Genomic DNA, 25874 nt, shown 5'->3' with positions numbered 1-25874 from the left:
GACATCCACCGGGAAGGCCGCCGTCGACGGGAGAGGCTGCGGATGATCCGAGGGCTACGACTCAGCCTCCCCCGAGTCACCCGGCTCGTCCGACTCGTCCGCCTGGCCCGGTGTGCCCACCGGGTCGATGCCGTCCTCGGTCTCGTCGACCGGCGCGACACGGCTCCCGACGCGGCCTGGATCCACCATGATGTCCTCCTGTTGTGGTTGCGCATGAAAGCGCTTGGTGATCGCCGACGGAACCGGGTCGGTTCGCGGCAGGTTCATGAGGGGCGGCGCAGCTGCTCGCCCGACATCCTGAACAGCAGAAAGTCGGCGTGGATGCCACGCTGCTCCACGTACTGGTTCTCCCGGCCGTGCTGTTCGAAGCCCACTCGTCGGAGGAGCTTCGCGGACGCCGTGTTGCGGGCGTCGCAGCCGGCCGTGATCCGTTGCACGCCCGCGGCGAAGAGGCGGTCTGCCACAGCGGTCATCGCCTCGGTCGCGTAGCCGCGATGATGTACGTCCGGCGCCAGCGTGATGCCCACCGTTGCCCGCCCCCCGCCGGTCTCGATCGCGACAGCGAGGTCACCGATCAGCCCGGGCCGCTGCGACCGCTCGATCGCGTACTGGAAGAAGCCGGGCCCGTCGGGATTCTCCGTGAGGTAGCCGGCGACGATCGCCTCTGCCTCTGCCCGATCGATCGGCGAGCGCCAACTCTGGTAGCGGGCGACGCAGGGGTCAGAGCGGTATCGAGCCAGAACCGGCGCGTCCTCACGGCTGAACCTCCGTAGCCGAAGACGACGTGTCACGAGGACGGTCATCCGCCCCTCCCCCTCGCGTGCCGGATCCCGGACCTGGTCCTGCGGCCCGTCACGTACAGCCCAAGGGGCTGGCGCTGCAGCCTTCGGGGACTGCCAGGTCTGCGGCCTCAACCGCGACGCGCGGGGGCGAACCCGCGTGGGCCGGCGCACCGGCGACGGCGAGCACCAGAGCCGTCACCACACCACCGACCACTGCCCGAACTACCCGTGTGAGCACGATGATCCTCCTGGACCGCGAACGGAGCACTGACTCTCAGTGGGCCAGCTGCCTGTAGACAAACGATCGACAACCGGTACACGGAACGCCGTCGGAGTCGACTCGTGAGGTGGCACCCGCCGGGCGATCGCCGAGCGGGACCGCCGTGGTGATCGCCGTGGTGATCGCCGGAGCATCAGGCAGTGTTCGCCCTGTGCCGGGCCGGGCCCGCGCTGGGGGCTGGACTCGCTGGCGGGCTGGCTTTACTGCGGTCTGGACCTGCTGGTGATGCGGCCGCGCTCCGCTTGTGGGCTCAGGCGGGTGAGCCGTGGCTCCCCGTGCTCTCCAGATGGTGCTGCTGCCCGCCCAGGGCTGGGCGCGGCGCGAATCGCCGAGGTGACGTTCACCAGCGCGGACCGGGCCCGCGAAGTGATCGCAGCTCCGCAAACTCGACGCGGACGGCCGGCCGAGGACGCTCACCCTGTCCGAGCGCCGCGAGATCGAGACGACCGCCACGTCCGGGCCCGCCGAACACGGCCTGCCCTGCAGGGCTGGAGCCTGGCCGAGGTGGCCGGGCTCCTGGCCGCCCTCCGTCTCACCGTCTCACCGTCTCGGGGGAATGCTCAGTCGAGACAGAACTCGTTGCCCTCGATGTCCTGCATCACCATGCAGGACTCGTTCTGGTCATCGGCAAGCATCAGTCGCACGCGTACCGCGCCGAGCGCGACCAGTCGTGCGCATTCGGCCTCAAGCGTGGCCAGGCGCTCTTCACCCACGAGTCCGGTGCCGACCCGTACGTCAAGATGCAGCCGGTTCTTGACGACCTTGCCTTCGGGAACGCGCTGGAAGAGCAGTCGCGGGCCCACGCCCGAGGGATCACTGCATGCGAAGTATTGAATCCGACCCTCAGGTGGCAGCGAGCGGTCGTAGTCGTCCCACGTGGCGAACCCCTCTGGTGGTGGCGGTACGACGTACCCCAACACCTCGCACCAGAAGCGAGCGACGCGCTGAGGATCTGCGCAGTCGAAGGTGACCTGGAACTTCTTGATCGCTGACATCCGACCACCCTAACAGGGACCCCTTGTGCTCAATTCTCGCTAGGAATCCGTATGTTGACGGGCCGAAGGCCCTTTGCGGACGGCTGCCGTGCCGTGCGGTCGCAGGCGGTGCAACCGATGTCGGTGACTCCAAGGGATTGCCCACCGTTCCGGACCCGCCGTATCGGACCCGCCGTACGGGACCGGACCGCGGACCCGGTCGCGTTCGCCTCGGGAACCCTGGCCATCGGCCCCCTCCCGCCCTCCGGCCTCACGACCATCGAACCCGGCCTCCGCCACTCGGTGCCCTCCACCCCCACCGCCGGCGTCGGGGACGGATGCGCTCAGGTCCCGGGCGGGAAGCGGAGCACGCCGTGCACCCTGGCAAGCTGGGGGCATGGCCTCCTCCAGCGAGCAAGAACTGAGCGCAGCGATCCGGAACGCCGCCTCTGCGGCCTGGTCGGTCCGTGCGGCGGCCGGGCGACAGCTCGCGGCATCGGACAGGATCGACGAAGTCGCGGATGTCATCCACCGTCTGCTCCTGGACGCCGAGGACACGGCGGTCACCCAGCAGACCGCCGAGGCCCTGCTGGCACGCAAGGACACCGCCGGTCTGCGCTGCGTGCTACTGGCCAGGAGCCAGGCCGCCGAGACCTGGACCGCAGACGAGATCCAAGCCGCCCTGGACTGCGACCCCGACTGGATGACGACCGAGGGAGCGGACCGGCTGATCAGGCAGGTGCACGAGCTGGCGGCAGACGAGGACGCCGACGTCCGCGACGAAGCCCAACGGATCCTCGCGAGGCTGCGGCCGCGCTCGCGGTGAGGATGCCCCGGTCACCCCGGACGGCGCCGGCACCCCGGTCACCCCGAACACCCCGAACACCCCCCGACACCCCGGGCACCCGCAACGACGAACGCGGTGCCCCACCCCTCATGGGGGCGGGGCACCGCGTCAGTTCGTCACTGCACGCGTCACATGCAGGCGCGCGAGGACCAGTGGCTGCACCAGAGCGACTCGACGATGGACTCGGACTCCTCGTGCAGGCCCTGCAGGTCGAGGATGAAAGCCATGACACACCTCATTTCTCTGTTGGGACCGTTCCCTGCTGGGAACGGCGGTGGTGCTGTGTTCACCGCGACGACGGAGTGCCGCGGTGGTCCAGGAGGGGAAGGGCGCTGACGCCCTTCCGGGTCGACGCCGCGTGGAGCGCCAGGAGGACACCGGCCGCGCCGGTGGCCAGGTCGGTGGAGAGCCGGTAGAGCTGCTGCCCGGGCACGGCGACGCGGTCCTGATGGCGGACCAGGTGCCAGGAGAGCCGGTCGACCTGGTGGTCCAGGTGCGGGGAGTCGCCGGTGGCGAGGGCGCAGATCAGGCCGGCTCGGCCCTCGAAGAGGCCGGGCATCAGGAAGAACTCGGCCGCACAGGCCCGGTCCAGCTGCTCGGCCGCCTCCGCGAACCGGGGGTCGGGGCGGTGCCGGAGCAGGGCGCGCACGGCGATCACCGCGCCCGCCGACCCGGAACCGAGGTAGGCCGTGGACTGGTTGTCCTGGGTGAGGAGCAGCCCCTTCTCGTCCAGCCGGGTGGCGGCCAGATCGCGGGCCAGAGCTCCTTCGGCGAGGTCCAGCCAGCGCTCCTGCCCGGTGTGCTCGTAGAGGCGGACCAGGAAGAGCGCCACCCCCGAGCCGCCGTGCAGCAGCCCGACCCGGCCCTTGCCCAGGGGCGGGCCGCCGGACGCGGCGAACTCCTCGCCGATGGCGAGCGCCTCCTCCGCCAGGCCCGGATCGGCGTGGCGGTCGGCGAAGTGCAGCAGGTTGAGGCCGATGCCGGCCAGGCCGCCGGCCAGGTCCGCACCGAAGACGCCGAGCTGCCGCCGGTGCCCGGTGAGCTTGCGGGCCCGGGCGAGGACGTCCATGGCCTCCGCCTCGCAGCCGACCTGGTCGAGGGCGAGGGCCGCGCCGTGCAGGCCGTCGTAGAGGCCGGGGCGGACCACCTTGGGATCGCGGGCGGCCCGCAGCAGCCAGTCGACGTGCGCCTTGGGGACGGGGTAACCGGCGGTCGCGAGGGCGTGGATCACCCCTGAGGCGCCGTGGGCGAGGTCGATGCCGGCCCGGTTGAACTGTTCCGGGTCGCCCGGGTACAGGCGGTCGGTGCGCGCCGGGGTCGCGGCGGCCAGGATGCCCTCCGCCAGCTCGTCCATGACGCGGCGCCGGTCCGCCGGGGTGGACGGGACGGGTAGCGGGCGGCCGGAGCTGGTGCCCGCGCTGCTACTGGCACCACCTCCGACCCCGGTCCGTTCGGCCGTCCCCGGCGGCAGGGTGCCACCGGTGGCGGCGGACAGGTCGCGGACCAGCTCGGCGGCCCAACCGGCGGGCAGGCCGAAGCGGTCCGCCGCGGCCTCGGCGAGCTGGGTGGCCTTGCCGGAGTCCAGCTCGATCAGGAAGGTGAGCGGGAGGAAGAGGAAGAGCCGCATGCAGGCGAGCGCGTAGTCGTCGATCGACCTGCCGGTGCGGGCGGCCGGGGAGATGAAGCCCGGTGCGCCGAATCCTGGCGGGGTTCCGCCGTCGAGGTCGAAGGCGAGCTCGAAGTCGACCAGGGCCAGCCGCCCGTCCGGCCGGACCATCACGTTGCCCGGATGGAGGTCGCCGAATGCGACGCCGTGCCCGTGCAGGGTGCGCAGCATCGCGGTCAACTGCCCGGCGAAGTCGAGTGCGGTCGCGGCGTACTCGGCGAGCGCGGCCTCGGTCGGCTCGGCCCGCAGCAGCGGGTGACGGCCGGTGAAGAGGTAGCGCTCGAGCTTCTCCCCGTCGATGAACTCCTCGACCAGGTACTCGTGCTCCCACACCTTCAGGTGGTCGAAGAGCTGCGGGACGAAGTCCAGCCCGGCGAGCCGGCGCAGCATGTCGGCCTCGCGGTGGAGGCGTTGGACGGCGTCCGCTCCGTGCTGGTCGAGTCCGGCCAGCGGCCGGGCCTCGCGCAGGACGACCGTCCGGCCGTCGCGGCGGTCCCGGGCCTTGTAGACGCCGCCGCCGTTGGAGAAGTGGAGCGCCCGCTCGATGTCGTACGGGAAGTCCTCGGGGGCGGCCTGGCGACCGCGGGCGGCGATCTGTTCGGCCAGGAAGTCCGGGATCTCCACCCACTCAGGGACGGAGAACACCGGCCGGCGAAGGTCGGGGACCAGGGTGCCGGTGGCGTCGCGCAGGGCGGAGACCGTGCGGCCCTGCTCGTCCAGGCAGTACAGCTGACGGAAGGCGCCGTAGCGGAGGTAGAGCAGGCTGTCGCGCCAGCGCAGGTCGCTGAGGATGTACGGGCCCTGTCGGCCGGCCAACAGCGGGGTCAGCCCGTCGAGAAGGCGGCGCAGCTCGTCCGGGTCGCGCGGATAGAGGGTCAGCAGTTTTCCGCTGGAGCCGCGCGGCGCGTACTTGGAGTTGGCTTTGAGGACGGTTTCGAGGCCGGCCAGGAATTTCGCACTGATTCGCTCGGTGCGGCAGAATTCAAGGACGGTCTCGATGATTTCGGGGGCCTCGTCCAGGCTGCCGGAGACGTGGACCTTCCAGCCCTGGTCCGGCAGCGTGGTGCCCTCCGGGTGCAGGTAGACCCAGACGGTGTCCCGGCTGCGTTCCCACCCTTCCGGCACCGGCCGGGTGGCGGGCGGGTACAGGTCGGCCGCGTCGTCGCCGGAGCCGGGCTGGTCGTAGAAGACCGGGTCCGTCTCGCAGAACTGCCCATAGTCCGCTGGCCGCATTCCGGGGATCCCCCTCACACATTTCTCGGCGGCCCGTGCGGGTTTTGCCAGGCCGTTTGTCATCGCGTCGGGCGGTCCGGCCCGGCGATGGCACAGGTATATCCGGTATCCGGAGAGCGGCTCAAGGCTTGCGGGAGTAATAACGGCGTGTTAAGCGGAGGTGCTGGTCGCGAATTCTGCCCGAATTGGCAGTGTTTCACGTTGGCCGAAAGCCGGTGAACCGCCCGCCTCCGTCCGTACGTGGCCGCCGGCCACCGGCGTTCGGAGCCGCCCTGGTCAGCCGATGCACCAGCCTCTTTCTGGGTGCGGCGACAAGGATTCCGGCTCCAGCCCCACCGGCGGACGACGGCTGTTTCCAGCCAACCGGCCGACAATCCACCGGCAGGACCCGGCCACGGATCGCGCGGGCAGCGGCGGGTGCCCGATCAGGCAGACGGCGACCCGACACCCCCCGCCGTGATCACCTTCGCCCCCCCGAAGTGGAAATCCGGCCCGGATACCACCCCACCCCTGCTGGCCGCCGCGGCCGGTATCTCGGCAGGCTCGGTTCTCGGCAGGCCCGGTTCCGGTCCGAGGTGGAGGAGTGCCGTGGGGCGGTACTGCGGGGCGGTGCCGTAGGGCGGCACGGCGGGGTGGTGCCGTGGGGCGGTACTGCGGGGCGGTGCCGGCGGGCTGCGGCAGGGTCGGAGGCGCTGGTCCGGGCGAGGGTTCACTCCCGTTCGGACGGGTCGCCGAGTTCGCGCTCACCGGAGGCCAAGGCCTCACTGGCCACCTGCCGGCATCGGAGCGAGCTCGCCGGGACGAACGGTCAGGTCGCCGGATATGACCGGGGCGAACGGTGCCGGGGCCATGCAGGTGCCGACCTTGCCCTCCACCGGCCCGCCGGGGTCGGTGTCGTCGACGTTCACCACGCCCCACGAGAAGCCGACCCGGTCGGGGTGACGGGGCGAGCCGCCGTCGAGGACGCTGAAGCCGCGACGCTGGCCGACGGTGTCGGCGACCTCAGGGTCGGCCCGGGTGATGACGGCGGTGAACGACGCCGTCCGGTCCCCCGTCACCAGACAGTCCACGGCCGCCTCCGAGGTGACGGCGTGGTCCGAGCCGGCGACGTGGTGGGAGATCCGTACGGTGCCGCGAGCGTCGGTCGGCAGACCCTTCGGCAGCCCGGGCAACGGCCGGGTGAACGGTGCGGCCTCCACGTCGAAGGTGAAGCGTATGTCGTCGTCGGGCGAGTAGACGAAGGAGATCCGCGCCGACCCGCTGACCTTCGCCTGCGCTGACGCCGTCCCGCGGCCCGCTTCCAAGCCGTCGGGCGCCGCCCCGGCAGCGGCGGGGGACGATCCCGCGCCGATGCCGGCGGCAACGAGCAGGACGGCGGCGGCAGCGAGCGCCCCGGAGACCTTCGAGCGGGTGACGGTGAAGAAGGCGGACATGGTGAACTCCTCTGTCGGCTGGGCCCGTCGGCCGGGGGCCGGGGGCTTCGTCCTGGTGACGCGTCCAGCTTCCCGCCCGCCCGCAGGCCCGCCCAAGTGCCGATCGGCAGGTTCTGGAGGCTCGCCGACGGCCCGTCACCCCAGCCGTTCGGCAGGGGTGACGGGCCGCTGAGGAGCCGTCCGCGCCGGCCGTCCACCGTCAACCCTCGGGTCTCTCCGGCCAGTTCCGGGCACAACCAGCGCGTTCGGTGGCACTCGGGGCGGTCGGACAGGGGGTGCGGACGGGCACGGCGGGCGAACCGACCGACCGAAGCCGATCACTGACACCCCGCAGCCTGCCCCGCCCGTCACCGCCAACGCCCCCGCCCCCGCCCCCGCATTGACCGGTGCAAGAGGCCATTTGGACAGGGAAAACGCAACTTCGACAGGGCCCGCAGAAGCAGCTACCTTCACCTGGTCTTCGGCGATCGCCCACGGTCGCACGGGAGTTCCTTCAGGCTGAGCCACCCGCGACGGGATGGGTCGGTCACGCCCCACGAAGCCTCGCCCCCATACGCAAGCCACCGAACCGGGTCCACACCGGGCACCCCAACCAGGGAGAGACGCATTGCCTCATCTTGCTCTGTACACCTTCGGCGTCCTGAAGTCGCCTCTCGCCGATCCCGCACCTCTCACGCGCGAGCTCCACGACAGCAGCGAGGCCGTCTACCGGACGATCAGCCGGCACCCCGGGTACCTCGCTCATGCCGAAGCGGAAGACGGCGAGCGGGGCACACACTTCGACCTGGGCTGGGGTGCCTGGGGAGAGTTCGCCGTACCGACCTGGTACGGCAAGGGCCGTACGCTGGAGACCACCGCGCTGGCCACGACCCTCTCACTCTGGACCGACCTGCGCCCCGCCTTCGACGCCATCTACACCGGGCTGCACCGTGAGGCGCTGAACAGGCGCTACGACTGGTTCGAGCGGACAGGACACCCGAGTCACGTGTTCTGGTGGGTCTCCGACGGCGTGATACCCACCTGGCAGGACGGGGTCTCCAGGCTGGAGCACCTCCACGACCACGGCTCCGCGCCGCACGCCTTCAACTTCCACCACTCGTTCGCCCCGGACGGAACTCCGACCAGGATCAGAGGCATCGAGCCGAAGAGCGACCAGGTTCGCTGACGAGGAAGCCTGACAAGGCAGCCGGAACGAACTCGACATGGCCGTCGCTGTAGCCGATCTCCCGAACCGAACGCACCCGCTGCCCGACGAATGGGGTCACCGGAACATCCGGCGAATCGTCGACCACGGACACACTGCCGTGCTCCTCCATCGAATACCCTCCGTGCGGCTCATCGAGAAGCAGCAGCAGGCCGGTCGAGGGTGTGTGGAACAGAACCGGCCCCAGCCCCTCCATTTCAAGCCACAGGTGCACCAGCGACGGCTCGTCGTCGGCGTGGTGATGCCAAGCCGTGGTCACCCTCAGCAGTCGCCTCCCGATCAGGTCGGCGGCAAACAGCCCCTCGTTGTCGATCACGCGGCGATGCTCGCACGGTGTCACCGTCAGGACACCCGAATTCCCAACCAGCCACCATCACCACCCGCCCGTACAGCAGAACCCCGTTGCCCACTGTCCAACGCCCGTGAGAGCATCGAAGGTCCAACGGTCCGTCTCCTTTCATTTACGCCTCACCACGCAAATGAAAGAGTGCGGGCCGTTGCCATGTCCACGGTTTTGAGAAATCCATCAGGATCTGCGAATGGCAGGTGCCGTTTGATGTACACAACAGAGCCAGCAGAGGCCCGCATCGAGGATGCGAGCAACATCTTGGTTGCGCCTTCGATGTTGCAGGACAATGACCTGGTCAGGGACTTCTTCGGGTCCACGATCACGCCGGAGGACCTCGCCTCCGGTTCGCTCGACCTCGCGCGGAAGACCGTCTACCTGTGTGGCGACGTGTCCGGCATCAGCGGCCGCCAACTGCAGGCTGCCGACCGGGTGTTCGTCATCCGGGAGCTGTCGCACGGCTACCACGAGGACGTCGACCGACCTTGGACCCCCGTCGACCCCGGCCGAGTTCCCGTCCGCGTACACGGCGTCGGCGTCTACTACCGGCGGTTCTTCGGACTCGACGCCGATCACTTCGGACGGATCCGCTCGGAGCACGCGTTCCAGTCCCTGACGGAGTCCACCAAGCCTGGAACCGCCCATCGCAGCGGAATCTATCTGACGCCCGTCACGCGAAACGGTGACGAACTGCACTTCCGCCTGCTGCGGTGCTCCACGAATCTCTCGGGGCCGACCGAGAGCTTCCGCCCGACCGACACGCACATCGTCGAGGCTCTGAACCGCGAGGCCGCCGCCGTCTTCCGGAACCAGGCACCGCTGAATCACGTTCTCGCCCAGATCTACCACAACACCCTTGCCACCGCCGAGCGCAAGCAGTCCAAGGCCAGGATCTCGGCCCATGCCGACAAGACCAAGGACATGCCCGCCAACGGCATCATGGCCTTCTGCGCCTTCTACGACCGGCTCGACAAGCTGCAACCCCTGGCCGAGGACGCCTTCGACTACGGCGTGAAGGGTGCCAGCGGGCTGACCAAACTCCACTTTCGCCTCAAGGACCGGACCGACGAACCCGCCGGGGTCGCGCTCCCCCCGCAGTTCACCGTGACGCTCTACCCCGGCTCCGTGTTCTTCATGCCGCTGTCCACCAACCGCCTGTACACGCACGAGATCCGGCCCTCCACATTGGACGCCGAGCTGCTCCCGACCCGCCTGGGATACGTGGTGCGCTGTTCGAGCACCGAAGCCGTCCACAAGAACGGCCACACGTTCCTCAAGATGGCCGGAGACCTGGTGAAGCTGGAGCCACCCACACCGGCCGGCATGGACGAGCTGCGCAGGCTGTACGCCGAGGAGAACAGGACCTCGTCCTTCGTCGACTACGGCGGCAAATTCCTCTTCAGCATGAACACGGGAGACTACGTTGCACCCCGAGCCTAGGATCTCGGACGAGATCCTCTCGTGCACTCTGCCCATCGAGGGGAATCTCTTCGCGGAGCTGTCCGCGTCGGCTCGCCTGGAAGACGTGGGAAAAGGCCGGCGGGGGGCCGTTCTCTCCAGGACCGACGAGGCGGGCGGCGTGCCTCTCGTACGCACCACCACTCGGTACGACAGCCCGACGCAGCGCTTCCGAGCGGTTCACGAACGGCTCGCGCAACAGGTCCAAGAACGTGCGGCGCTCTCGGTCGGCTTCAACAACGCTCTCATCGAGAGCTACACGAACGCCTACTCGACCATGGGCAGCCATTCCGACCAAGCCCTCGATCTGGCCGACGAGTCGTTCATCGCCGTGTTCTCCTGCTACCAACATCCCGAAGCGATCCCGCCAAGGAAGCTGATCTTCGAATCAAAGGGATCCGGTGGCGAGAAGTTCGAGATCCCCCTCACCCATCACGGTATCGTCGCGTTTTCCGTCGACTCGAATCGGTGGCTCAGGCACAGAATCGTCTTGGACACGCCCGCCCGGAGGGCGGACAACCAATGGTTGGGCGTCACCTTTCGGACGTCGAAAACGTTCGTCCGGTTTCGCGACGGACAGGCGTACCTCCCGCAGGGTGCGCGCCTCATGTCGGCCGACGACGAGCAGCGGCACGAGTTCTACCGACTGCGGCGCCGTGAGAACAAGGAAACGGACTTCGTCTACCCCCCGCTGACGTACACCGTCAGCGAGAGCGATCTGATGCCACCCGTCTGACCTCGATGGTCGGGGGGACTCAGCAGGCGCAGGAGATCCCGGAGCGCGGCGCGGTCAGGTCGTCCACCGGCCGCTGCTCGGTGCCGTGGTCGGTGTCGTACGCGAAGCCCTCGCGCGCCCAGTACTCGAAGCCGCCCAGCATCTCCTTGACCGGGAAACCGAGCCGGGCGAAGGCGAGCGCGGCCCGGGTGGCGCCGTTGCAGCCGGGGCCCCAGCAGTAGGTGACCACGGTCGTCCCGGGGGCGATCAGCTGCGGCGCGAGCTCGGCGATCCGCGCGGTGGGGATGTGCACCGCGCCGGGGATCCGGCCCTGGGCCCACGCGACGTCGCTGCGGGAGTCGACGACGACCACGCCGGCCGCACCGGCCGTCAGGTCCGCGTGCACGTCGGAGACGTCGGCCTCGAAGGCCAGGCGGGCGAGGTAGTGGGCGGCGGCGACGGCGGGGTCGGCGGCGGGGACGCTGAGAACGGCGCTGGTGGTCATCGGGGTGCTCCTCGGGGCTCGTGCGTGGGCGGACTCGCACCGGGGCGAAGCCGCTCCGGCTTCCGCCCTGTCCGGCGGTGGTTCGATCTTCTCCGTTCCGGACCGGGGCCCGCGAGCGGCGGGAACGCCTACGGTCGTCAAGATTCCGCCAGCCCGAACGCCGCCCGCCGCCACCCCCTGAGTCCCGCCCGGCAACGGCCCGGGCAACGCGACGGCGCCCCCGCCCGGCAACGGCCCGGGCAACGCGACGGCGCCACCGCCCCTCAGCCCACCGCCAGCCCCACGGCGGCCGGCCGGGTCCGCAGCCCGCGCAGCTCGTGGCGGGCGAGGGCGGGGAGCGCGGCGGCGTCCGCCAGCAGCGGGGCGAGCAGCGCGACGGCGGCCTGCGGGTCGTGCGCACAGAGGTAGCAGTCGGCGATCCGGATGGTGAACAGCGTCCGCGTGGTGGGGAGTTGGTCGGGGGCGAGGAGGCGCAGCGCGGTCTCGGCGGCGTCCACGGCGCGCAGCCCGAGCCGGGGGTCGTCGACGGACGCGGCGGCGTCGCGCAGGGCGGCCGCGGCGCCGGACTCCACCCGCAGGCGCATCGAGGCGATGCCGAGCCAGGCCGCGTCGGCCTCGTCGTGCTCGCCGATGTGGTCGAGGTGGAGCCGGGCGCGGGCGATGTGCCGGACGGTGGCCCGGACATCGCCGGCCAGGCCGTGCGCGCGGGCCTGGCCGATCTGGGACATCGCCCCGGCCCAGTGCCGGCCGGGTGCGGCGCGGGCGATCTCGCGGGCGTAGCCGAGGGCGGCGGCCGGGTCGCCGTCGAGGCGGGCCAGGGAGCTCATGTCGCTGAGCGCGGCGACCTGGGTGGCCGGGTCGTCGGCCAGTTCGGACCAGCTGAGCGCGCGGTCGAAGCAGGCCATCGCGGTGGCGTAGCGGCCGTGCTGCATCCGCAGCCCGCCGGCGGCGTGGGCGTACTCGGCGGCGAGCCGGGCGAGCGGGCGGCGGGCGTGGGCCGAGCGGGTGCGGGCGAGGCGGCCGAGGATGACGCGCAGGGTCTCCTCGACAACGTCCGTGCCGGGCCCGGCCGATGTCTCGCCGGCCCGGAGGCGGGCGGCGAGCAGGCCGGTGAGGGCGTGGGCGGTGTCGGCGTCGAGGGGCGGCGCGGTGTCGGGGCCGGCGGCGCAGAAGGCGGCGTGCAGGGCGGCCAGGTCGCCGGGCCCGGGCACGGCGCAGCCGGCGGCACCGTGCAGCGGGCAGAGCAGCCCGTAGTCGGGCAGGTGGCGGGGCGGTTCGCCCCCGCCGAGCAGTGCGGTGAGCGGAGCCGGCGGCGGGGCGAGCAGTGCGGCGAGCGGTGAGGCCGGTGGTGGGGCGGCGGCCTCCGGGGCGCCGGTGTGCCCGGGCAGCGGCGGTCGCGCCCAGGCGGCCGGCCCGGCGGGCGGGGCCGGGGTGGCCCGGGCCCGCGGTGGCCCGTCCTCGGCCCGTCGGCAGGCGGCGCGCAGTTCGCCGCCGGCCGCGAGCAGGTCGTCCAGCCGGTCGGCGACCCGCGGGGTGGTCCGGCGGGTGCCGTGTTCGAGTTTGCTCACGGCGGTGTGGTCGTAGCCGATCTCGGCGCCGAGCTGGGCCTGGGTGAGTCCGGCGCGGCGGCGCCAGTGCCGCAGGAGTGTGCCGAAGGCCCGCCACAGTGCGTCTGCCGACGGTCCGTCACCGACGGCTTCGCCGTTGTGGTTCCGGTGCACGGGGCTGCCCTCCCGAGTCCGATCCCGGTCCTTCCGACGAGAAGGACGGTACTGGAGCGCAGCCGCCCCGTACATCCGGTGGCCCCAACTGGTCTCGACCTCTTGGTCTCAACCTCTTCACCAAACCCGCAGCTTGACAGAACTTGCCAACCGCACGGACGGCCTGCCGGAGCCGTTGACCGGGGCATGACGGCGTGTGAGGGTTCCGGCACCCGAACGCGGACGACCGCACGGCCGTCCCCCGATGCGGCCCGAGGTGAGCGCCTGTCAGGCGCTCCTTCCGCGTACAGGCACCCCCACGTTCGAGGAGCCCCAGTGAAACGCAGACTACTGACGGCGGGAACCACCCTGACCGTCCTGGCCGGCATGCTCACCGCCACCGCGGTCGGGCAGGCCGCCGCCGAACCGGGCCCGGCCGTCCCGGCACCGCCGAGCGCGCTGGCCGCCGCCGTCAACGCCGCCGACCAGGCGGCCGCGGCGGGCCTGGACGCCCTGGCCAAGGGCCCGGGCGAGACCTACGAGCGCCAGTCCGTCACCCCCTGGCTCGGCGGCCTCTACTCGGTCGCGTACGAGCGCAGCTACCGGGGCCTGCCGGTGGTCGGCGGCGACGCCGTCGTGATAGCCGACGGCCAGGGCAAGGTCCGCGGCCTCACCGCGGCCGCCACCGGCCCGGTCGGCGGTTCGACCACGCCGCTGGTCAGCGCGGCCAACGCCGAGAAGACCGCCCGCACCAGGCTGGCCGCGGTGGACGGCGTCGACTCCCGCCGCCTGGTGGTCAAGGTCCAGGACGGCGCCGGGCGCCTCGCCTGGGAGACCGTGCTCACCGGCCGCACCTCCGCCGCCCCGAGCAGGCTGCACGTCTTCGTGGACGCCCGCACCGGCGAGGTGATCGACAGCTACGACGACGTCAAGGCCGGTACCGCCAACAGCAAGTGGAACGGCCCCGCCCCGGTCACCATCAGCACCACCAACTCCGGCGGCTCGTACTCGCTGCGCGACCCGAACCGCCCCGGGCTGAGCTGTGCCGACTACAGCAGCGGCCAGGTGTTCTCCAAGTCCGGCGACTCCTGGGGCACCGGAAACCCGACCAGCAAGGAGACCGGCTGCGCCGACGTGATGTTCGCGGCGCAGAAGGAGTGGGACATGCTCCGCGACTGGCTGGGCCGCAACGGCCACAACGGCAACGGCGGCAGCTGGCCGGTCAAGGTCGGCCTGAACGACGTCAACGCCTACTGGGACGGCACCTCCGTCTCCATCGGCCACAACAACGCCAACGAGTGGATCGCCTCGATCGACGTGGTCGGCCACGAGTTCGGGCACGGCATCGACCAGTACACCCCCGGCGGCGCCAACAACGAGAACGGCCTCGGCGAGGGCACCGGCGACATCTTCGGCGCGCTGACCGAGGCGTACGCCAACGAGCCGGCCCCGTACGACAACCCGGACTACACCGTCGGCGAGATGATCAACCTGGTCGGCAGCGGGCCGATCCGGAACATGTACAACCCCTCGCTGGTGAGCAACAACCCGAACTGCTACTCGTCCTCGATCCCGAGCACCGAGGTGCACGCCGCGGCCGGCCCGCTGAACCACTGGTTCTACCTGCTCGCCGAGGGCTCCAACCCGGGCGGCGGCAAGCCCACCAGCCCGACCTGCAACAACTCCTCGGTCACCGGCGTCGGGATCAAGGACGCCGGGCGGATCTTCTACGGCGGCATGCTGCTCAAGACCAGCGGCATGACCTACAAGAAGTACCGCGTCTCCACCCTGACCGCCGCCAAGAGCCTCGACGCCACGTGCGCCCTGTACACCCGGACCAAGGCGGCCTGGGACGCGATCAGCGTGACCACCCAGAGCGGCGAGCCGACCTGCACGCCGTCCGGCAACAACGACTACTCGCTGGCCGTGAACCCGGCCGCGGGCTCCGTCCAGCCCGGCGCGTCCACCACCGCCACGGTCAACACCTCGGTCACCTCGGGCAGCGCCCAGACCGTCGGCCTGAGCGCCACCGGCGCGCCGAGCGGCACCACGGTCACCTTCAACCCGTCGTCGGTGCAGGCCGGTTCGTCCTCGACGCTGACCGTCGCGACCTCCGCCTCCACCCCGGCGGGCACCTACGTCATCACCGTGACCGGCACCGGCTCCGCCACCCACACCGCGCAGTACACGCTGACGGTCGGAGGCGGCAACCCCGGCGGCAACGCGCCCGACATCAGCGTCGCCAACGTCCAGGCGCACCTGGTCCAGCTCAACACCATCGCCTCGCAGAACGGCGGCAACCGCCGGGCGGGCACCGCCGGGCACAGCCAGTCGCTCGCCTACGTCAAGGGCAGGCTCCAGGCCGCCGGCTACACCGTCACCGAGCAGACCTGCACCTCCTGCAGCTACCAGTCCAACAACCTGATCGCCGACTGGCCGGGCGGCCCCGCCGACCAGGTCACCATGTTCGGCGCCCACCTGGACAGCGTCAGCGCCGGCCCGGGCATCAACGACAACGGCTCGGGCTCCGCCGTCCTGCTGGAGAACGCGCTCGCCCTCGCCCAGCAGAACCCCACCCTGACCCGGCACGTCCGGTTCGCCTGGTGGACCGGCGAGGAGCAGGGCCTCCAGGGCTCGCAGTACTACGTGAGCCAGCTGGGCTCCACCCAGCGCAGCGCCATCAAGGGCTACTACAACTTCGACATGGTCGGCTCCCCCAACGCCGGCTACTTCGTCAACAACCTCAACTCCGCCGCGTCCGCGCCGATGAAGGCCTACTGGGACTCCCTGGGCCTCCAGCCGGAGGAGAACGTCGAGGGCCAGGGCCGCTCCGACGACTACTCGTTCCAGCAGGCCGGCATCCCCACCTCCGGCTACGCGGCCGGCGCCAGCGACACCAAGACCGCGGCGCAGGCCGCCAAGTGGGGCGGCACCGCGGGCCGCGCGTACGACTCCTGCTACCACTCGGCGTGCGACACCAGCAGCAACATCAACGCGACCGCGCTGGACCGCAGCGCCGACGGCGTCGCGTACACCCTGTGGAAGACCTCGGTCGGCGGCGGCCCCGTGCCGACCAACGACTTCTCGCTCGCGGTGAACCCGGCGACCGGCACCACCACGCCGGGCGGCAGCACCACGGCGACCGTCTCCACCGCCACCACCTCCGGCTCGGCCCAGACGGTGAACCTCTCCGTCTCGGGTGCGCCCGCCGGCGTCACCGCCACGGTCAGCCCCTCCTCGGTGCAGTCCGGCGGGTCCGCGACGCTGACCCTCGCGGTCGGCTCCGGCACGGCGTCGGGCACCTACTCCATCACCGTGACCGGCACCGGCTCCGCCACCCACACCACCACGTACTCCCTGGTGGTCGGCACCGACCCGGGCAACCCGGGCGGCACCTGGACGCCGGGCACCACCTACCGGGCCGGTGACGTGGTGACCTACAACGGGGTCAGCTACCGCTGCATCCAGGGCCACACGGCCCAGGTCGGCTGGGAGCCCAACATCGTCCCGGCCCTCTGGCAGCAGATCTGAGCGGACGGATCGGCACCAGCCGACGGGACAGGCCGTGCCGCGGTTCGTCGAGGGGGACGAACCGGGGCGACGCCGCGGGGGGAGCCCGGGCCGGGGGCGGGGCCGGGGCCCCCCCCGGGGGCGGCGCCCCGCCCCGCCCGGCGCCTCCTGGGCGCGGGCGCCCACCAGCCAGCAGGCCGCGGTGAAGCGGACCAGCGGACCTTCCACGAAGGGCTCGAAGGCGGCGCGGACCGTCTCGACGACCCGGGCGCGGGTCGGTTCGTCGGCGCCGGGCAGGACCTGGCCGAGCAGGCCGAGCCGTGTGAAGTACCCGATCAGCTCCGCCTCCGGCAGGGTGAGGTCCGCGTCGACGGGCCGGATGTCGATCCCGGCCCAGCCGCTCCCCTCCAGGATCCGGCGGACCCTGTCCGGGTCGGCGAGGGCGAACTGGCCCGGCTCGTCCGGACGGCGGGCGGGGATGCCCGGCAGGAGCGGAGCGGCGGCACGCTCGGCCGTCGTCATGAACGGGTTCTCCTCGATGCCGCGCCAGACGAGGAACCGCAGCTCGCCTCCGTCCCGCACGGCCCGCCGAAGGTTCGCGAAGGCCCGGACGGAGTCGTCGAAGAACATGACGCCGAAGCGCGACACGACCGCGTCGAAGGCGGCCGGCTCGAACGCGTACTCCTGGGCGTCGGCGAGGACGAAGCCGGCCGTCGAGCCCTCGTGCTCGGCGCGCGCCCGGGCGGCGTCGATCATGGGCTCGGAGATGTCGACGCCGACGCAGCGGCCCTCTGGTCCGAGCAGCCGCGCGAAGGCCACGGTCGTACCGCCCGTACCGCAGCCGACGTCGAGCACCCGGTCGCCCTCCTTGACGGGGACCGCCTCGATGAGCACGTCCTCAAGGGGCTTGAGCACCCCGTCCAGCACGGCCTGCGCATCGACCCAGGCACGGCCCCCGGCGCCTTTCCACCGTGCCGCCTGGCCGTCGTCGCTCTTCTGCACGCCATCCATGATCGTCTCCTGTCGCTTGCCCTCGCGGGGCCGGGATGACACCGTTCCACCTCAAGCCGACTTGAGGTCAACAGGCCTGGGGCCGGCGGCTTTGAAGTCAACGGACTTGAGGTCGACGGACTCGGGGTCACAACATGACAGACCTGGACATCGCCGAGGTGGTGCGGCACACCGGCGTTCCGGTGTCGACCCTGCGCTTCTACGAGGAGAAGGGGCTCATCGCCTCCACGGGCCGGCGAGGCCTGCGCCGCCAGTTCGACCCCGGTGTGATCGAACGGCTGGGGCTGATCGCGCTGGCACGTGCCGCCGGGTTCTCCCTCGACGAGATCGCGGGCATGCTCGGCCCCGACGGACAGCCGAGCATCGACCGGCGGATGCTCACCGCCAAGGCGCAGGAGCTGGACGTCACGATCCGCCGGCTCACCGCTCTGCGCGACTCCCTCCGGCACGCCGCCGACTGCCCCGCGCCCAGTCACCAGGAATGCCCGAGGTTCCGGCGCATCCTCCGCGCCGCGTCCACCGGCTCGCTCGCGGCGCCGGGGAGCAGGACGCCCCGGCCCGGGTGAACGGCGGAAGCCGGCCCAACCGCTGGAAGCCCGGGTGAACGGCGGAAGCCGGCCCAACCACTGGAAGCCCGGATGAACGACGGAAGCCCGGCCCAAACCGCTGGAAGCCCGGCTCAACCACCTTCGGGCGGAGCGGCGGCGGGCGCCCAGCGGACTTCGCCGGTGCCGAGGGCGACCGTCGCGCAGGGCCGCATCGGGTCGTCACCACTGCGGCGGGCCAGCAGCACCACCTCCCGGACCTCGGCGGACCGCGTCCCGAGCCGGGCGGCGCACTCGGCGGCAAGACCGCGCGGATCCCGGGTCCGTCCCAGCGAGAGATGGGGCGTGAAACCCGTGCGCCGGCCGCTGCAGCCCGGAAACCGCTCCACCAGCGAGCGGTACAGGGCGGTCCACGGCCCCGCGCCGGCCGCGGCCGGGTCGAGCCAGACCGTCGCGTACGCACGGTGGCGAAAGCTCCGCACCCCTTGCAGCCGGGCCGTGAAGGGCTGCACCCCCGTCAGCGCCGCCGCCACCAGCGGGGCCGCCGCCGGGAAGTCGGGCTCCGGCACGAAGCCGAACAGCAGGTTGACGTGCGGCGGCCACCGGCGGATCTGCGGATCGTGCTCCCAGCGGATGTCCTGGATCGGCGGCCACAGCTCCGGCGGCGGAATCCACGCGACCGCGGTACGGCCCGTCGGCGGTACGTCGAACACGCCCACACGTTCGGCCCCGCCGTCCTGCAGGCCGCTCTCCGGGCCGTACTCGGGCCCCGGTTCCGGCTCCGGCTCGGGCTCCATACCGGAAGGGTCCCACTTCGGCCGTCCGCCGCGGAATCCCGCCACCCCGGAAGCCCACCACCGAGCCGCCCCGCCGCGACCGCACTCGCGGCACCCTGCCGCCCGGGGCTCAGGACCCGTCGGCGCGCCGGACCCGCCGGACGCTCAAGACCCGCCGGGGGCTCAGGACCCGTCCGGCGCTGCGGAACCGCCGGGGGCGAGCGGGAAGGTCGCCGTGAGGGTGGCACCTCCGGGGGTGTCCGTGACGGTCAGGGCGCCCCCGTGATGGCGGGCGATGTCGCGGGCGATGGGCAGGCCGAGGCCGCTGCCGCCCTCGTCCCGGCTGCGGGCGTCGTCGAGGCGGGTGAAGCGCTCGAAGACGCGCTCGCGGTCGCCCGGGGCGATCCCGGGGCCGTCGTCCTGGACGGCGAGGACGGCGAGCGCCAGGGCCGGGTCGGTGGTGAGGCGGACGTGCACGGTGGTGACCGCGTGCCGGTCGGCGTTGTCGAGCAGGTTGGTCAGCAGCCGGCCGAGCCAGAGCGGGATGCCGTCCACCCGGACGTCCGGGGCGAGGTCGGTGGTCCGCCGGTGCGGGCCGGCGGGCCGGCCGAGGACGGTGTCGGCGACCAGGGCCGTGAGGTCGACGCGCTGCCGCGGCCGGTCGGCGGCGACGGTGGCGGCGTCGAGGCGGGCGAGCAGCAGCAGGTCCCCGGCCAGGGCCTGAAGACGGTCGGTGTCCAGCAGCGCGCCGTGGACCAACTCCGCGCGGACCGCCTCGTCCGGGTGTGCGTGGGCGACCTCCAGCTGGGTGCGCAGCACGGCGAGGGGGCTGCGCAGTTCGTGCGAGGCGTCGGCGATGAACTGCCGTTGCCGGTGGCCGGAGGCCTCCAGGCGGTCGAGCATGGCGTTCATGGTGGCGGCGAGACGGGCGATCTCGTCGGCGGTGGCGGGTTCGGGGACCCGGCGGTGCAGGTCCCTGTCGGTGATGGCCTCGACCTCGGCGCGGATCGCCTCGACCGGGCGCAGCGCCTGGCCGGTGACCCGCCAGGTGACGACGACGCCGGTGAGCAGCAGCAGCGGGAAGGCGACGGCGAGGGCTGCCTCGGTGGTGTCCTGCGCCTGGTCGGCGGCGCGCAGCGAGGTGCCGGCGTACACGGTGACCGGTCCCGTGGGGGTGTCCGTGGTGACGGTGGTCAGCCGCTGGCGGTGGCGGTCGTGGAGGGGGTCGACGGAGTCGGTGGTGTGCGAGCCGGCGTGGCGGGAGCCGGTGAGCGCGGGCCGTCCGGCGAGGTCGGGACTGGCGGCAAGGACGGTGCCGTGGGCGTCGACGGCCTGGAGGAAGTCGGTGCCACGGCCCGGGTGCAGGACGGGCGTGAGCCGGCCCTGGGCGGCGAGCTGGGCGACGGCCTCGGCCTGCTCGCGGGTGCCGGCCGCGGCGGAGGCGACCAGGTTGGTGTGCAGGACGGCCAGCAGCCCTGCGCTGGCCACGGCGAGGGCGGCCCCGAGGACGGTGCCTGCGGCGGCGGTCGCGCGGGCCCGGACCGTTCTGGGGGTTGCGGCCCGCAGCACGGCCCGGACGGGGGCCGACACGGCCCGGACGGGCGCCGGCAGGGACCGGACGGGGGCCGACTCGGTGCCGAGCAGGGCGGACAGGGCCCTCAGCGGGGCGGTCGGGGACCGGCGTGGGGCGGGCGGGGCCATGGTCAGCCGCCGTCGGGGGCGAGCCGGTAGCCGGCGCCGCGCATGGTCTGCAGGGCGGTGCGGCCGAACGGGGTGTCGATCTTGCGGCGCAGGGCGTGGATGTGGACCTCGACGATGCTGGGGTCGGGGGCGTGGTCGGTGTCCCAGACGTGGTCGAGGATCTCCCGCTTGGAGACGACGGTGCCGGCCCGGGCCGCGAGGTGTTCCAGGATCGCGAACTCGCGGGCGGTGAGGTGGGTGGGGTGGCCGGCCCGGGTGCAGGTGCGGGCGTTGGCGTCGACCACCAGGTCGCCGAGGGTGTGCAGGCGGGGCCGCTGCCGGTCGGTGCGGCGGTGCAGGGCGCGGAGCCGGGCGAGCAGCACGACGAAGGAGAACGGCTTGGAGAGGAAGTCGTCGGCCCCGGTGTCGAGGGCTTCGGCCTCGTCCCATTCGCCGTCCTTGGCGGTGAGCATCAGGATCCCGGCCCGGCAGCCGTCGGCCCGCAGCCGGGCGCAGACCCGGTAGCCGTTGAGGCCGGGCAGCATGATGTCCAGGACGATCACGTCGTACGGGTGACGGCCCGCGAGGTCGAGGCCCTGCGGACCGTTGTGGGCGGTGTCGACGGTGTGGCCGTCGGCCTCCAGCCCCCGGCGCAGTGCCGTCGCCATTCGCTGTTCGTCCTCGACGACGAGTATGTGCATCCGTCCAGGGTGCCAGGCGGTCCTCCCGGGCCGGCACGCGGCTTAAGCGGAGGTTCAGGAACGATCGGCCATGATCGCCGGGTCGCGGCCCGGGCGGTTCCGGGCGCCGAGCCACGAGAGGACGCCCGATGACCGACTCCACGTCGTCGCCCACCCCGCCCCAGCCGGACCACGGCCAGGACCACGGCCAGGACCGGGACCAGGGCTTGGACCAGGGATTCGACCAGGGCTTGGGGCAGGACCAGCAGCAGGGGACCGGACCGCAGTCCGGGAAGCCCGACGGGACGGTCGGCGGCCGGGTGAAGCGCCTGCGCCGGTGGACGGGCCGCCGGGAACGCCGGATAGCCGCCGGGGTGGCCGCGGTCGCGCTGCTCGGCGCGGGCGGGCTGGCGCTGGCGGCGGCCCACGAGGAGCACGGCCGCGGCCACCACGTCACGGGGCTGGCGGACGGGCACGGCCACGGCGGCCACGACCGTGAGCACCGGGGCGGCCGGCACCGGGACGGCGAGTGGGCCGACGGTCAGCGAGGGGACGGCCGACCCGGGGAGGACCGGCAGCAGGACGGCCGCCGGCCGAAGGGGCAGCCGCAGCAGGACCGCCACCAGCAGGCCGGCGACCGCCCCGGCGGCGTCGCCCCCGCGCCGCTGCCCTCGCTCGCCGCGTCGACCGCGCTGGAGAAGGCCCAGGGCGCCGTTCCCGGCGGCCGGGTGGAGTGCCTGAAGCAGGTTGCCCAGCGTGGCGGCGGCAGTGCCTGGGCGGTCGTGGTCGTCGGCCCCGACGGCGTACGTCACCTGGTCACGGTGGACGAGGGTGGCCAGCTGACCGGCAACACCGTGGTCAACGGCACGGTCGACGGCGCCGGGCGCTGAGATGACGGGCACCACATCGGCCCGTCCTGCTGCCGCCTCCCCCGCCCCGGCGGCGGGAACGGCAGCGGGAACGGCGGCGGAAGCGGCGGTGACGGCGGAAGCGGTGACGAAGGCAGCGGCGGCCCGGACGGCGGCGGCGGCGAGCAAGGTCCCGCCGGTGACCGCCTGGTTCTGGCTGGTCAAGATCCTCACCACGGGTATGGGCGAGACCCTGTCCGACTTCCTCGCCCACACCGTCGGCCCCGTCCCGGCCGTCGCCGCGGCCGGCCTGCTGCTGGCGGGCGCGCTGGCGCTCCAGCTCCGGCTGCGTCGCTGCGCGGCCGGGGTGTACTGGGCGGTGGTCGTCCTGGTCAGCGTGTTCGGCACCATGGTCGCCGATGTCGCGCATGTCGCGCTGGGGGTGCCGTACGCGGTGTCGGCCGGCGCCCTGGCGGTGGCGCTGGCCGGTTTGTTCCTGCTCTGGCACCGGGTGGAGGGCTCGCTCGCGATCGACCGGGTGACGGGACTGCGCCGGGAGGCGTTCTACTGGTCAGCCGTCCTGCTCACCTTCGCGCTCGGCACGGCGGTCGGCGATCTGACGGCGGCCACGCTGGACGTGGGCTACCTGCTGTCCGGACTGGGCTTCACCGCCCTGATCGCCGTCCCGGCCGTCGCCGCACGGGCCCGCTGGGTCGGCCCGGTCGCGGGCTTCTGGTGGGCGTACGTGCTGACCCGCCCGCTCGGCGCCTCGTTCGCCGACTGGATGGGCGTGAGCCGGGCCCGCGGCGGCCTGGACCTCGGCACCGGCCCGGTCAGCCTGGCGCTCGCCGTGCTGATCACGGCCGTGCTCGCGCTGTCCGCCGTCACCGCACGGTCCAGCCGCCGCGCGTAGCCCGGCGACGGCCGGTCCGCGGCGGGGTGGCCTCGGTCGAGTGCCCGCCGCCGAAACGAGCTGTTCCCGGTACCCCACGGCAGTCGCCGGCGGGTACCGGGAACAGGCACAGCACGCCACAAGCGAGAGCACCAACGGCAACACCAGCCCGGGCAGCGGCAACAGAGCACCGGCAACAGCACCGGCGAGGGCAGCGGCCGGGCCGGTCAGTAGCGGTCGGTGATCTCCTTGGCGAAGACCGTGCCCAGGGGTTCGGGGCCGATGTACTGCTGGCAGTTGCACGGTCGCGGCTCGTACTGCAGCGGCTTGCGTTCGGCGTCCCAGGCCGTCGGGGCCTGGACCGTCTCGTGGCACTTGCCGGCCTGGTCGTGCTTGGCCAGGTGGTGGGTGCAACCGCAGACCGGCTCGGGCGGGCGCTTGGCCGCGTCGAGGGCGAGTTGCCGACGTTCGGCGGCCTTGAGCAGTTCCAGCTTCCGCTCGTGCCGGGTCCGGAGCATGCCCCGGACGCGGTCTCCGCTCCAGCCGCCGCCGACCATCACCACCGCTATCGCCCACCAGATCCAGTCACCCATGGCCCAACTCCCCCGTGCCCGTAGCCGTTCTGACGCTCCCCCGGCCGGATCGCCGGGTGCCGGATCCAGGGTAGGCCCCGGAGGGCCGCCGCTCACCGCCCCGGAGCCCGTGCCGGCTCCGGGGGCCCGTGCCGGCTCCGGGGCACTGCGGAACGGGCCCCGGGGCGGCGGGGATCAGCAGGAGCCGGCCGGGCGGTCGCGGACCACCAGGTCGGTGCGGCCGGCGGTGGTGTCCAGCCGGATCACCCGGGTGCCCCGGTCGGCCGCGGCCTCGTACTGGCCGCCCCGGTTGCAGGACAGCCGCTGCGGGGCGCCGCCGGTGAGCGGGACCTGCCAGAGCCCGGGCAGCACGGCGTCGGTCCAGCCGCCGCCCACGGGTTCGCTGTACAGCGGCTCGTAGGTCACGGCCTGGTCCGACGCGGTGATGGCCCGGATGCGGGCGCCGCCGGGCCGGTGGCGTAGTCCGTCATCGGGAAGGCGACGTCGCCGCCGGAGACCACGGCCGGGCCGACCCACTGCGATCCGGTGGAACGGAAGACGCTGCGGACCGGTCCCCCGGCACGCCAGAAGGCCCCGCATCTCTGCGGGGTCTTCTGGGTGGATGCCGGCGTTCGCCCGGGCGCCCGATCAGGGGAGCAGGCGCTCCACGGCTGCGGCGCCGTACTTGGCGAGGTCCTGGCGGGCCTTCTCGATCAGCGCGGGAGTGGGTTCGCGCCCCGAGGCACGCACCATGTCCTCGGGGTCGACGGGGTGCTCGGCCCCGGTGTGGAGCAGGTGGTCCGGCGTGGGCATGGAGTCGCTGTCACTGATCCTGGACATGTAGTACCTCCGGGAGAGGAGTGCGGGCCGGCCGCCGAGCGGGCGACTAGCTCTTCCCTAGAGTGTGGACCCATATCGCCCGAACCGGACACTGCGAACCGCCTCCCGTGTCAAAACTCCGGCCCGACCGAGCGCCGGAAGCCCACCGGGCCGGGGGCGCACTCAGCCCTGGATGCCCTTGACGGCCTTGATGCTGTCATTGCTTTCGCTGCCGACATTGCCCTCGTTGCCCTCGTTGCCACCGGCGCCGTCGTCGACCAGGACGGCCGAGTCGAGCGCGCCCGTGACGCGGTCCAGCAGGGAACGCAGGGCGGCGAGGTCCTCGACCGGGAGGCCGGTGGCGGCGAGGAGCCGGCGCGGCACCAGGCCCGCCCGTTCACGCAGGGCCAGCCCGCTGCCGGTGAGGCTGACGGTGACGGACCGCTCGTCCTCGGGGCTGCGCTCGCGGCGCACCAGGCCGGCCGCCTCCAGCCGCTTGAGGAGCGGGGAGAGGGTGCCGGAGTCCAACCGCAGGTGCTCGCCGATCCGCTTCACGGGCAGTTCGCCGTGCTCCCAGAGCACCAGCATGACCAGGTACTGGGGGTAGGTGAGACCGAGGTCCTTGAGCAGCACCCGGTAGACGCCGCCGAAGGCGCGCGAGGCGGCGTTCAACGAGAAGCAGATCTGCTGGTCGAGGCGGAGCAGCTCCTCGTCGCGGAGCGGGTCCGGGTCGGTCGACGCCGGGCTGACGGTCTCGGGGGGCTTGGCCATGGCCCCATCGTACCGGCCGCATGCACCATTCAGTTGTGCGCAATTCAATTGTGTGCTCTACTTGAGTCCGGAAGGCGGCCCCGGCCGCCGGACGCAGAAGCACGACCGACGCAGGACGGAAGGAAACGGACCCATGGACGCGCTCTACACCGCAGTGGCCACCGCGAACGGCCGGGAGGGCCGCACCGTCAGCTCCGACGGCCGGCTGGACCTCGCCCTGGCGATGCCGCCCGCCCTCGGCGGCAACGGGCAGGGCACCAACCCCGAGCAGCTGTTCGCCGCCGGCTACGCGGCCTGCTTCGCGAGCGCCCTGGGCGTGGTCGGCCGGCAGGCGCGGGTCGACACCGGCGAGATCTCGGTGACCGCCGAGGTCTCCATCGGCAAGGACGGCGCCGGCTTCGGCCTCGCGGTGGTCCTGCGCGTCGAGCTGCCGGACGCGCTCGCGGGCGAGGCCGGCGAGCTGCTGGTCAAGCAGGCGCACGAGGTCTGCCCGTACTCCCGGGCCACCCGCGGCAACATCCCGGTCGAGCTCGTCGTCGAGTAACGACGTCCGGGATGACAGCCCCCGGTGAGCCCGCCACCCACGGGACCCGGGCGTGACGGAGGCCCGCCGCGCGACTGCGCGGC

General features: G+C 72.6%; 24 protein-coding genes and 1 pseudogene. 9 read left to right on the top strand and 16 right to left on the bottom strand.

The features are described from left to right. Positions 1 to 54 precede the first annotated feature (54 nt). The 3 genes from ACFC1F_RS33825 to ACFC1F_RS33815 all read right to left on the bottom strand — a co-directional run bounded on the left by ACFC1F_RS33825 (position 55) and on the right by ACFC1F_RS33815 (position 2057). Complete coding sequence (locus ACFC1F_RS33825) at positions 55 to 267, bottom strand: hypothetical protein (RefSeq protein ID WP_376164136.1); 213 nt, start codon at positions 265 to 267, stop codon at positions 55 to 57. Continuing rightward, the gene (locus tag ACFC1F_RS33820) at positions 264 to 803 is read right to left on the bottom strand and encodes a GNAT family N-acetyltransferase (RefSeq protein ID WP_376164134.1); all 540 of its coding nucleotides are present in this window, start codon (positions 801 to 803) and stop codon (positions 264 to 266) included. The genes ACFC1F_RS33825 and ACFC1F_RS33820 overlap by 4 nt, the downstream gene beginning before the upstream one ends. An 819-nt stretch (positions 804 to 1622) precedes the next feature. Continuing rightward, positions 1623 to 2057: a VOC family protein gene (locus ACFC1F_RS33815; protein WP_376164132.1), complete on the bottom strand. Its 435-nt coding sequence runs from the start codon at positions 2055 to 2057 to the stop codon at positions 1623 to 1625. 376 nt (positions 2058 to 2433) lie between these two features. Here ACFC1F_RS33815 and ACFC1F_RS33810 point away from each other — a divergent pair, with 376 nt between their 5' ends. Continuing rightward, on the top strand, positions 2434 to 2862 hold the full coding sequence (locus tag ACFC1F_RS33810; RefSeq protein WP_376164130.1) for a hypothetical protein: 429 nt from the start codon (positions 2434 to 2436) through the stop codon (positions 2860 to 2862). 307 nt (positions 2863 to 3169) lie between these two features. On the opposite strand, the gene lanKC is transcribed toward ACFC1F_RS33810, so the two are convergent. Together lanKC and ACFC1F_RS33800 are read right to left on the bottom strand one after the other, a co-directional pair. Continuing rightward, the gene (lanKC, locus tag ACFC1F_RS33805; RefSeq protein WP_376164128.1) at positions 3170 to 5782 is read right to left on the bottom strand and encodes a class III lanthionine synthetase LanKC; all 2613 of its coding nucleotides are present in this window, start codon (positions 5780 to 5782) and stop codon (positions 3170 to 3172) included. Positions 5783 to 6543: 761 nt separating this feature from the next. After that, on the bottom strand, positions 6544 to 7215 hold the full coding sequence (locus ACFC1F_RS33800; RefSeq protein ID WP_376164126.1) for a hypothetical protein: 672 nt from the start codon (positions 7213 to 7215) through the stop codon (positions 6544 to 6546). Between the two features lie 607 nt (positions 7216 to 7822). Between ACFC1F_RS33800 and ACFC1F_RS33795 the strand changes: the two genes are divergently transcribed. Further along, positions 7823 to 8380: a DUF3291 domain-containing protein gene (locus tag ACFC1F_RS33795; protein WP_376164124.1), complete on the top strand. Its 558-nt coding sequence runs from the start codon at positions 7823 to 7825 to the stop codon at positions 8378 to 8380. On the opposite strand, the gene ACFC1F_RS33790 is transcribed toward ACFC1F_RS33795, so the two are convergent. Beyond that, the gene (locus tag ACFC1F_RS33790) at positions 8343 to 8735 is read right to left on the bottom strand and encodes a hypothetical protein (RefSeq protein ID WP_376164122.1); all 393 of its coding nucleotides are present in this window, start codon (positions 8733 to 8735) and stop codon (positions 8343 to 8345) included. The genes ACFC1F_RS33795 and ACFC1F_RS33790 overlap by 38 nt on opposite strands. Before the next feature lie 240 nt (positions 8736 to 8975). Between ACFC1F_RS33790 and ACFC1F_RS33785 the strand changes: the two genes are divergently transcribed. Then, a complete protein-coding gene (locus ACFC1F_RS33785; RefSeq protein WP_376164120.1) occupies positions 8976 to 10205 on the top strand; it encodes a hypothetical protein in 1230 nt (409 codons plus the stop codon). Next, a complete protein-coding gene (locus ACFC1F_RS33780) occupies positions 10189 to 10959 on the top strand; it encodes a hypothetical protein (protein WP_376164118.1) in 771 nt (256 codons plus the stop codon). Before ACFC1F_RS33785 ends, ACFC1F_RS33780 begins: the two co-directional genes overlap by 17 nt. A gap of 19 nt (positions 10960 to 10978) precedes the next feature. Here ACFC1F_RS33780 and ACFC1F_RS33775 read toward each other — a convergent pair whose 3' ends face one another. Together ACFC1F_RS33775 and ACFC1F_RS33770 are read right to left on the bottom strand one after the other, a co-directional pair. Next, complete coding sequence (locus ACFC1F_RS33775) at positions 10979 to 11443, bottom strand: rhodanese-like domain-containing protein (protein ID WP_209414834.1); 465 nt, start codon at positions 11441 to 11443, stop codon at positions 10979 to 10981. 263 nt (positions 11444 to 11706) lie between these two features. Beyond that, positions 11707 to 13164 carry a helix-turn-helix domain-containing protein gene (locus tag ACFC1F_RS33770; protein ID WP_376164116.1) on the bottom strand — a complete coding sequence of 486 codons (1458 nt, stop codon included), beginning with the start codon at positions 13162 to 13164 and terminating at the stop codon, positions 11707 to 11709. Between the two features lie 366 nt (positions 13165 to 13530). Here ACFC1F_RS33770 and ACFC1F_RS33765 point away from each other — a divergent pair, with 366 nt between their 5' ends. Then, positions 13531 to 16674 (top strand): M28 family peptidase, encoded by a 3144-nt coding sequence (locus ACFC1F_RS33765; RefSeq protein ID WP_376164138.1) that lies wholly within the window; start codon positions 13531 to 13533, stop codon positions 16672 to 16674. A gap of 570 nt (positions 16675 to 17244) precedes the next feature. Here the strand turns inward: ACFC1F_RS33765 and ACFC1F_RS33760 are convergent. After that, positions 17245 to 17664: pseudogene (locus ACFC1F_RS33760) on the bottom strand (class I SAM-dependent methyltransferase); the annotation flags it as partial. Between the two features lie 134 nt (positions 17665 to 17798). Here ACFC1F_RS33760 and ACFC1F_RS33755 point away from each other — a divergent pair. Next, complete coding sequence (locus ACFC1F_RS33755) at positions 17799 to 18230, top strand: helix-turn-helix domain-containing protein (RefSeq protein ID WP_376164114.1); 432 nt, start codon at positions 17799 to 17801, stop codon at positions 18228 to 18230. Between the two features lie 113 nt (positions 18231 to 18343). Here ACFC1F_RS33755 and ACFC1F_RS33750 read toward each other — a convergent pair whose 3' ends face one another. The 3 genes from ACFC1F_RS33750 to ACFC1F_RS33740 all read right to left on the bottom strand — a co-directional run bounded on the left by ACFC1F_RS33750 (position 18344) and on the right by ACFC1F_RS33740 (position 21366). After that, positions 18344 to 19006, bottom strand: a complete 663-nt coding sequence (locus ACFC1F_RS33750) for a 2'-5' RNA ligase family protein (RefSeq protein ID WP_376164112.1) — start codon at positions 19004 to 19006, stop codon at positions 18344 to 18346. A 162-nt stretch (positions 19007 to 19168) separates the two neighbouring features. Further along, positions 19169 to 20686 carry a sensor histidine kinase gene (locus ACFC1F_RS33745; protein ID WP_376164110.1) on the bottom strand — a complete coding sequence of 506 codons (1518 nt, stop codon included), beginning with the start codon at positions 20684 to 20686 and terminating at the stop codon, positions 19169 to 19171. 2 nt (positions 20687 to 20688) lie between these two features. Beyond that, positions 20689 to 21366: a response regulator transcription factor gene (locus ACFC1F_RS33740; protein ID WP_209410925.1), complete on the bottom strand. Its 678-nt coding sequence runs from the start codon at positions 21364 to 21366 to the stop codon at positions 20689 to 20691. A 128-nt stretch (positions 21367 to 21494) separates the two neighbouring features. Here ACFC1F_RS33740 and ACFC1F_RS33735 point away from each other — a divergent pair, with 128 nt between their 5' ends. Beyond that, the gene (locus tag ACFC1F_RS33735) at positions 21495 to 22235 is read left to right on the top strand and encodes a hypothetical protein (protein WP_376164108.1); all 741 of its coding nucleotides are present in this window, start codon (positions 21495 to 21497) and stop codon (positions 22233 to 22235) included. A 103-nt stretch (positions 22236 to 22338) separates the two neighbouring features. Next, entirely contained in the window at positions 22339 to 23106 is a 768-nt protein-coding gene (locus tag ACFC1F_RS33730) for a hypothetical protein (protein WP_376164106.1), read from the top strand. Between the two features lie 206 nt (positions 23107 to 23312). Here the strand turns inward: ACFC1F_RS33730 and ACFC1F_RS33725 are convergent, their stop codons facing one another. From ACFC1F_RS33725 to ACFC1F_RS33710, 4 genes are all read right to left on the bottom strand, one after another. After that, entirely contained in the window at positions 23313 to 23678 is a 366-nt protein-coding gene (locus ACFC1F_RS33725) for a hypothetical protein (protein WP_209410928.1), read from the bottom strand. A 174-nt stretch (positions 23679 to 23852) separates the two neighbouring features. Further along, the gene (locus ACFC1F_RS33720; RefSeq protein WP_376164104.1) at positions 23853 to 24083 is read right to left on the bottom strand and encodes a hypothetical protein; all 231 of its coding nucleotides are present in this window, start codon (positions 24081 to 24083) and stop codon (positions 23853 to 23855) included. 222 nt (positions 24084 to 24305) lie between these two features. Continuing rightward, positions 24306 to 24497, bottom strand: coding sequence for a hypothetical protein (locus ACFC1F_RS33715; RefSeq protein ID WP_148640780.1), 192 nt, complete (start codon positions 24495 to 24497; stop codon positions 24306 to 24308). A gap of 162 nt (positions 24498 to 24659) precedes the next feature. Further along, the gene (locus ACFC1F_RS33710; protein WP_376164102.1) at positions 24660 to 25247 is read right to left on the bottom strand and encodes a MarR family winged helix-turn-helix transcriptional regulator; all 588 of its coding nucleotides are present in this window, start codon (positions 25245 to 25247) and stop codon (positions 24660 to 24662) included. A 133-nt stretch (positions 25248 to 25380) separates the two neighbouring features. Between ACFC1F_RS33710 and ACFC1F_RS33705 the strand changes: the two genes are divergently transcribed. Beyond that, entirely contained in the window at positions 25381 to 25791 is a 411-nt protein-coding gene (locus tag ACFC1F_RS33705; RefSeq protein ID WP_148640782.1) for an organic hydroperoxide resistance protein, read from the top strand. Positions 25792 to 25874: the final 83 nt, after the last annotated feature.

Source organism: Kitasatospora sp. NPDC056181 (genome assembly GCF_042266225.1).
In the GTDB taxonomy this organism is placed as follows: domain Bacteria; phylum Actinomycetota; class Actinomycetes; order Streptomycetales; family Streptomycetaceae; genus Kitasatospora.
The sequence above is the reverse complement of the archived record's forward strand: the minus strand, read 5'-3'. Positions and strand labels throughout refer to the sequence as shown.

Bases quoted from the DNA above. Each gene is read 5' to 3' on its own strand.
- ACFC1F_RS33825 (WP_376164136.1), bottom strand. From the start codon at position 267: ATGAACCTGCCGCGAACCGACCCGGTTCCGTCGGCGATCACCAAGCGC.
- ACFC1F_RS33820 (WP_376164134.1), bottom strand. From the start codon at position 803: ATGACCGTCCTCGTGACACGTCGTCTTCGGCTACGGAGGTTCAGCCGT.
- ACFC1F_RS33815 (WP_376164132.1), bottom strand. From the start codon at position 2,057: ATGTCAGCGATCAAGAAGTTCCAGGTCACCTTCGACTGCGCAGATCCT.
- ACFC1F_RS33810 (WP_376164130.1), top strand. From the start codon at position 2,434: ATGGCCTCCTCCAGCGAGCAAGAACTGAGCGCAGCGATCCGGAACGCC.
- lanKC (WP_376164128.1), bottom strand. From the start codon at position 5,782: ATGCGGCCAGCGGACTATGGGCAGTTCTGCGAGACGGACCCGGTCTTC.
- ACFC1F_RS33800 (WP_376164126.1), bottom strand. From the start codon at position 7,215: ATGTCCGCCTTCTTCACCGTCACCCGCTCGAAGGTCTCCGGGGCGCTC.
- ACFC1F_RS33785 (WP_376164120.1), top strand. From the start codon at position 8,976: ATGTACACAACAGAGCCAGCAGAGGCCCGCATCGAGGATGCGAGCAAC.
- ACFC1F_RS33775 (WP_209414834.1), bottom strand. From the start codon at position 11,443: ATGACCACCAGCGCCGTTCTCAGCGTCCCCGCCGCCGACCCCGCCGTC.
- ACFC1F_RS33765 (WP_376164138.1), top strand. From the start codon at position 13,531: ATGCTCACCGCCACCGCGGTCGGGCAGGCCGCCGCCGAACCGGGCCCG.
- ACFC1F_RS33755 (WP_376164114.1), top strand. From the start codon at position 17,799: ATGACAGACCTGGACATCGCCGAGGTGGTGCGGCACACCGGCGTTCCG.
- ACFC1F_RS33750 (WP_376164112.1), bottom strand. From the start codon at position 19,006: ATGGAGCCCGAGCCGGAGCCGGAACCGGGGCCCGAGTACGGCCCGGAG.
- ACFC1F_RS33745 (WP_376164110.1), bottom strand. From the start codon at position 20,686: ATGGCCCCGCCCGCCCCACGCCGGTCCCCGACCGCCCCGCTGAGGGCC.
- ACFC1F_RS33740 (WP_209410925.1), bottom strand. From the start codon at position 21,366: ATGCACATACTCGTCGTCGAGGACGAACAGCGAATGGCGACGGCACTG.
- ACFC1F_RS33735 (WP_376164108.1), top strand. From the start codon at position 21,495: ATGACCGACTCCACGTCGTCGCCCACCCCGCCCCAGCCGGACCACGGC.
- ACFC1F_RS33725 (WP_209410928.1), bottom strand. From the start codon at position 23,678: ATGGGTGACTGGATCTGGTGGGCGATAGCGGTGGTGATGGTCGGCGGC.
- ACFC1F_RS33715 (WP_148640780.1), bottom strand. From the start codon at position 24,497: ATGTCCAGGATCAGTGACAGCGACTCCATGCCCACGCCGGACCACCTG.
- ACFC1F_RS33710 (WP_376164102.1), bottom strand. From the start codon at position 25,247: ATGGCCAAGCCCCCCGAGACCGTCAGCCCGGCGTCGACCGACCCGGAC.
- ACFC1F_RS33705 (WP_148640782.1), top strand. From the start codon at position 25,381: ATGGACGCGCTCTACACCGCAGTGGCCACCGCGAACGGCCGGGAGGGC.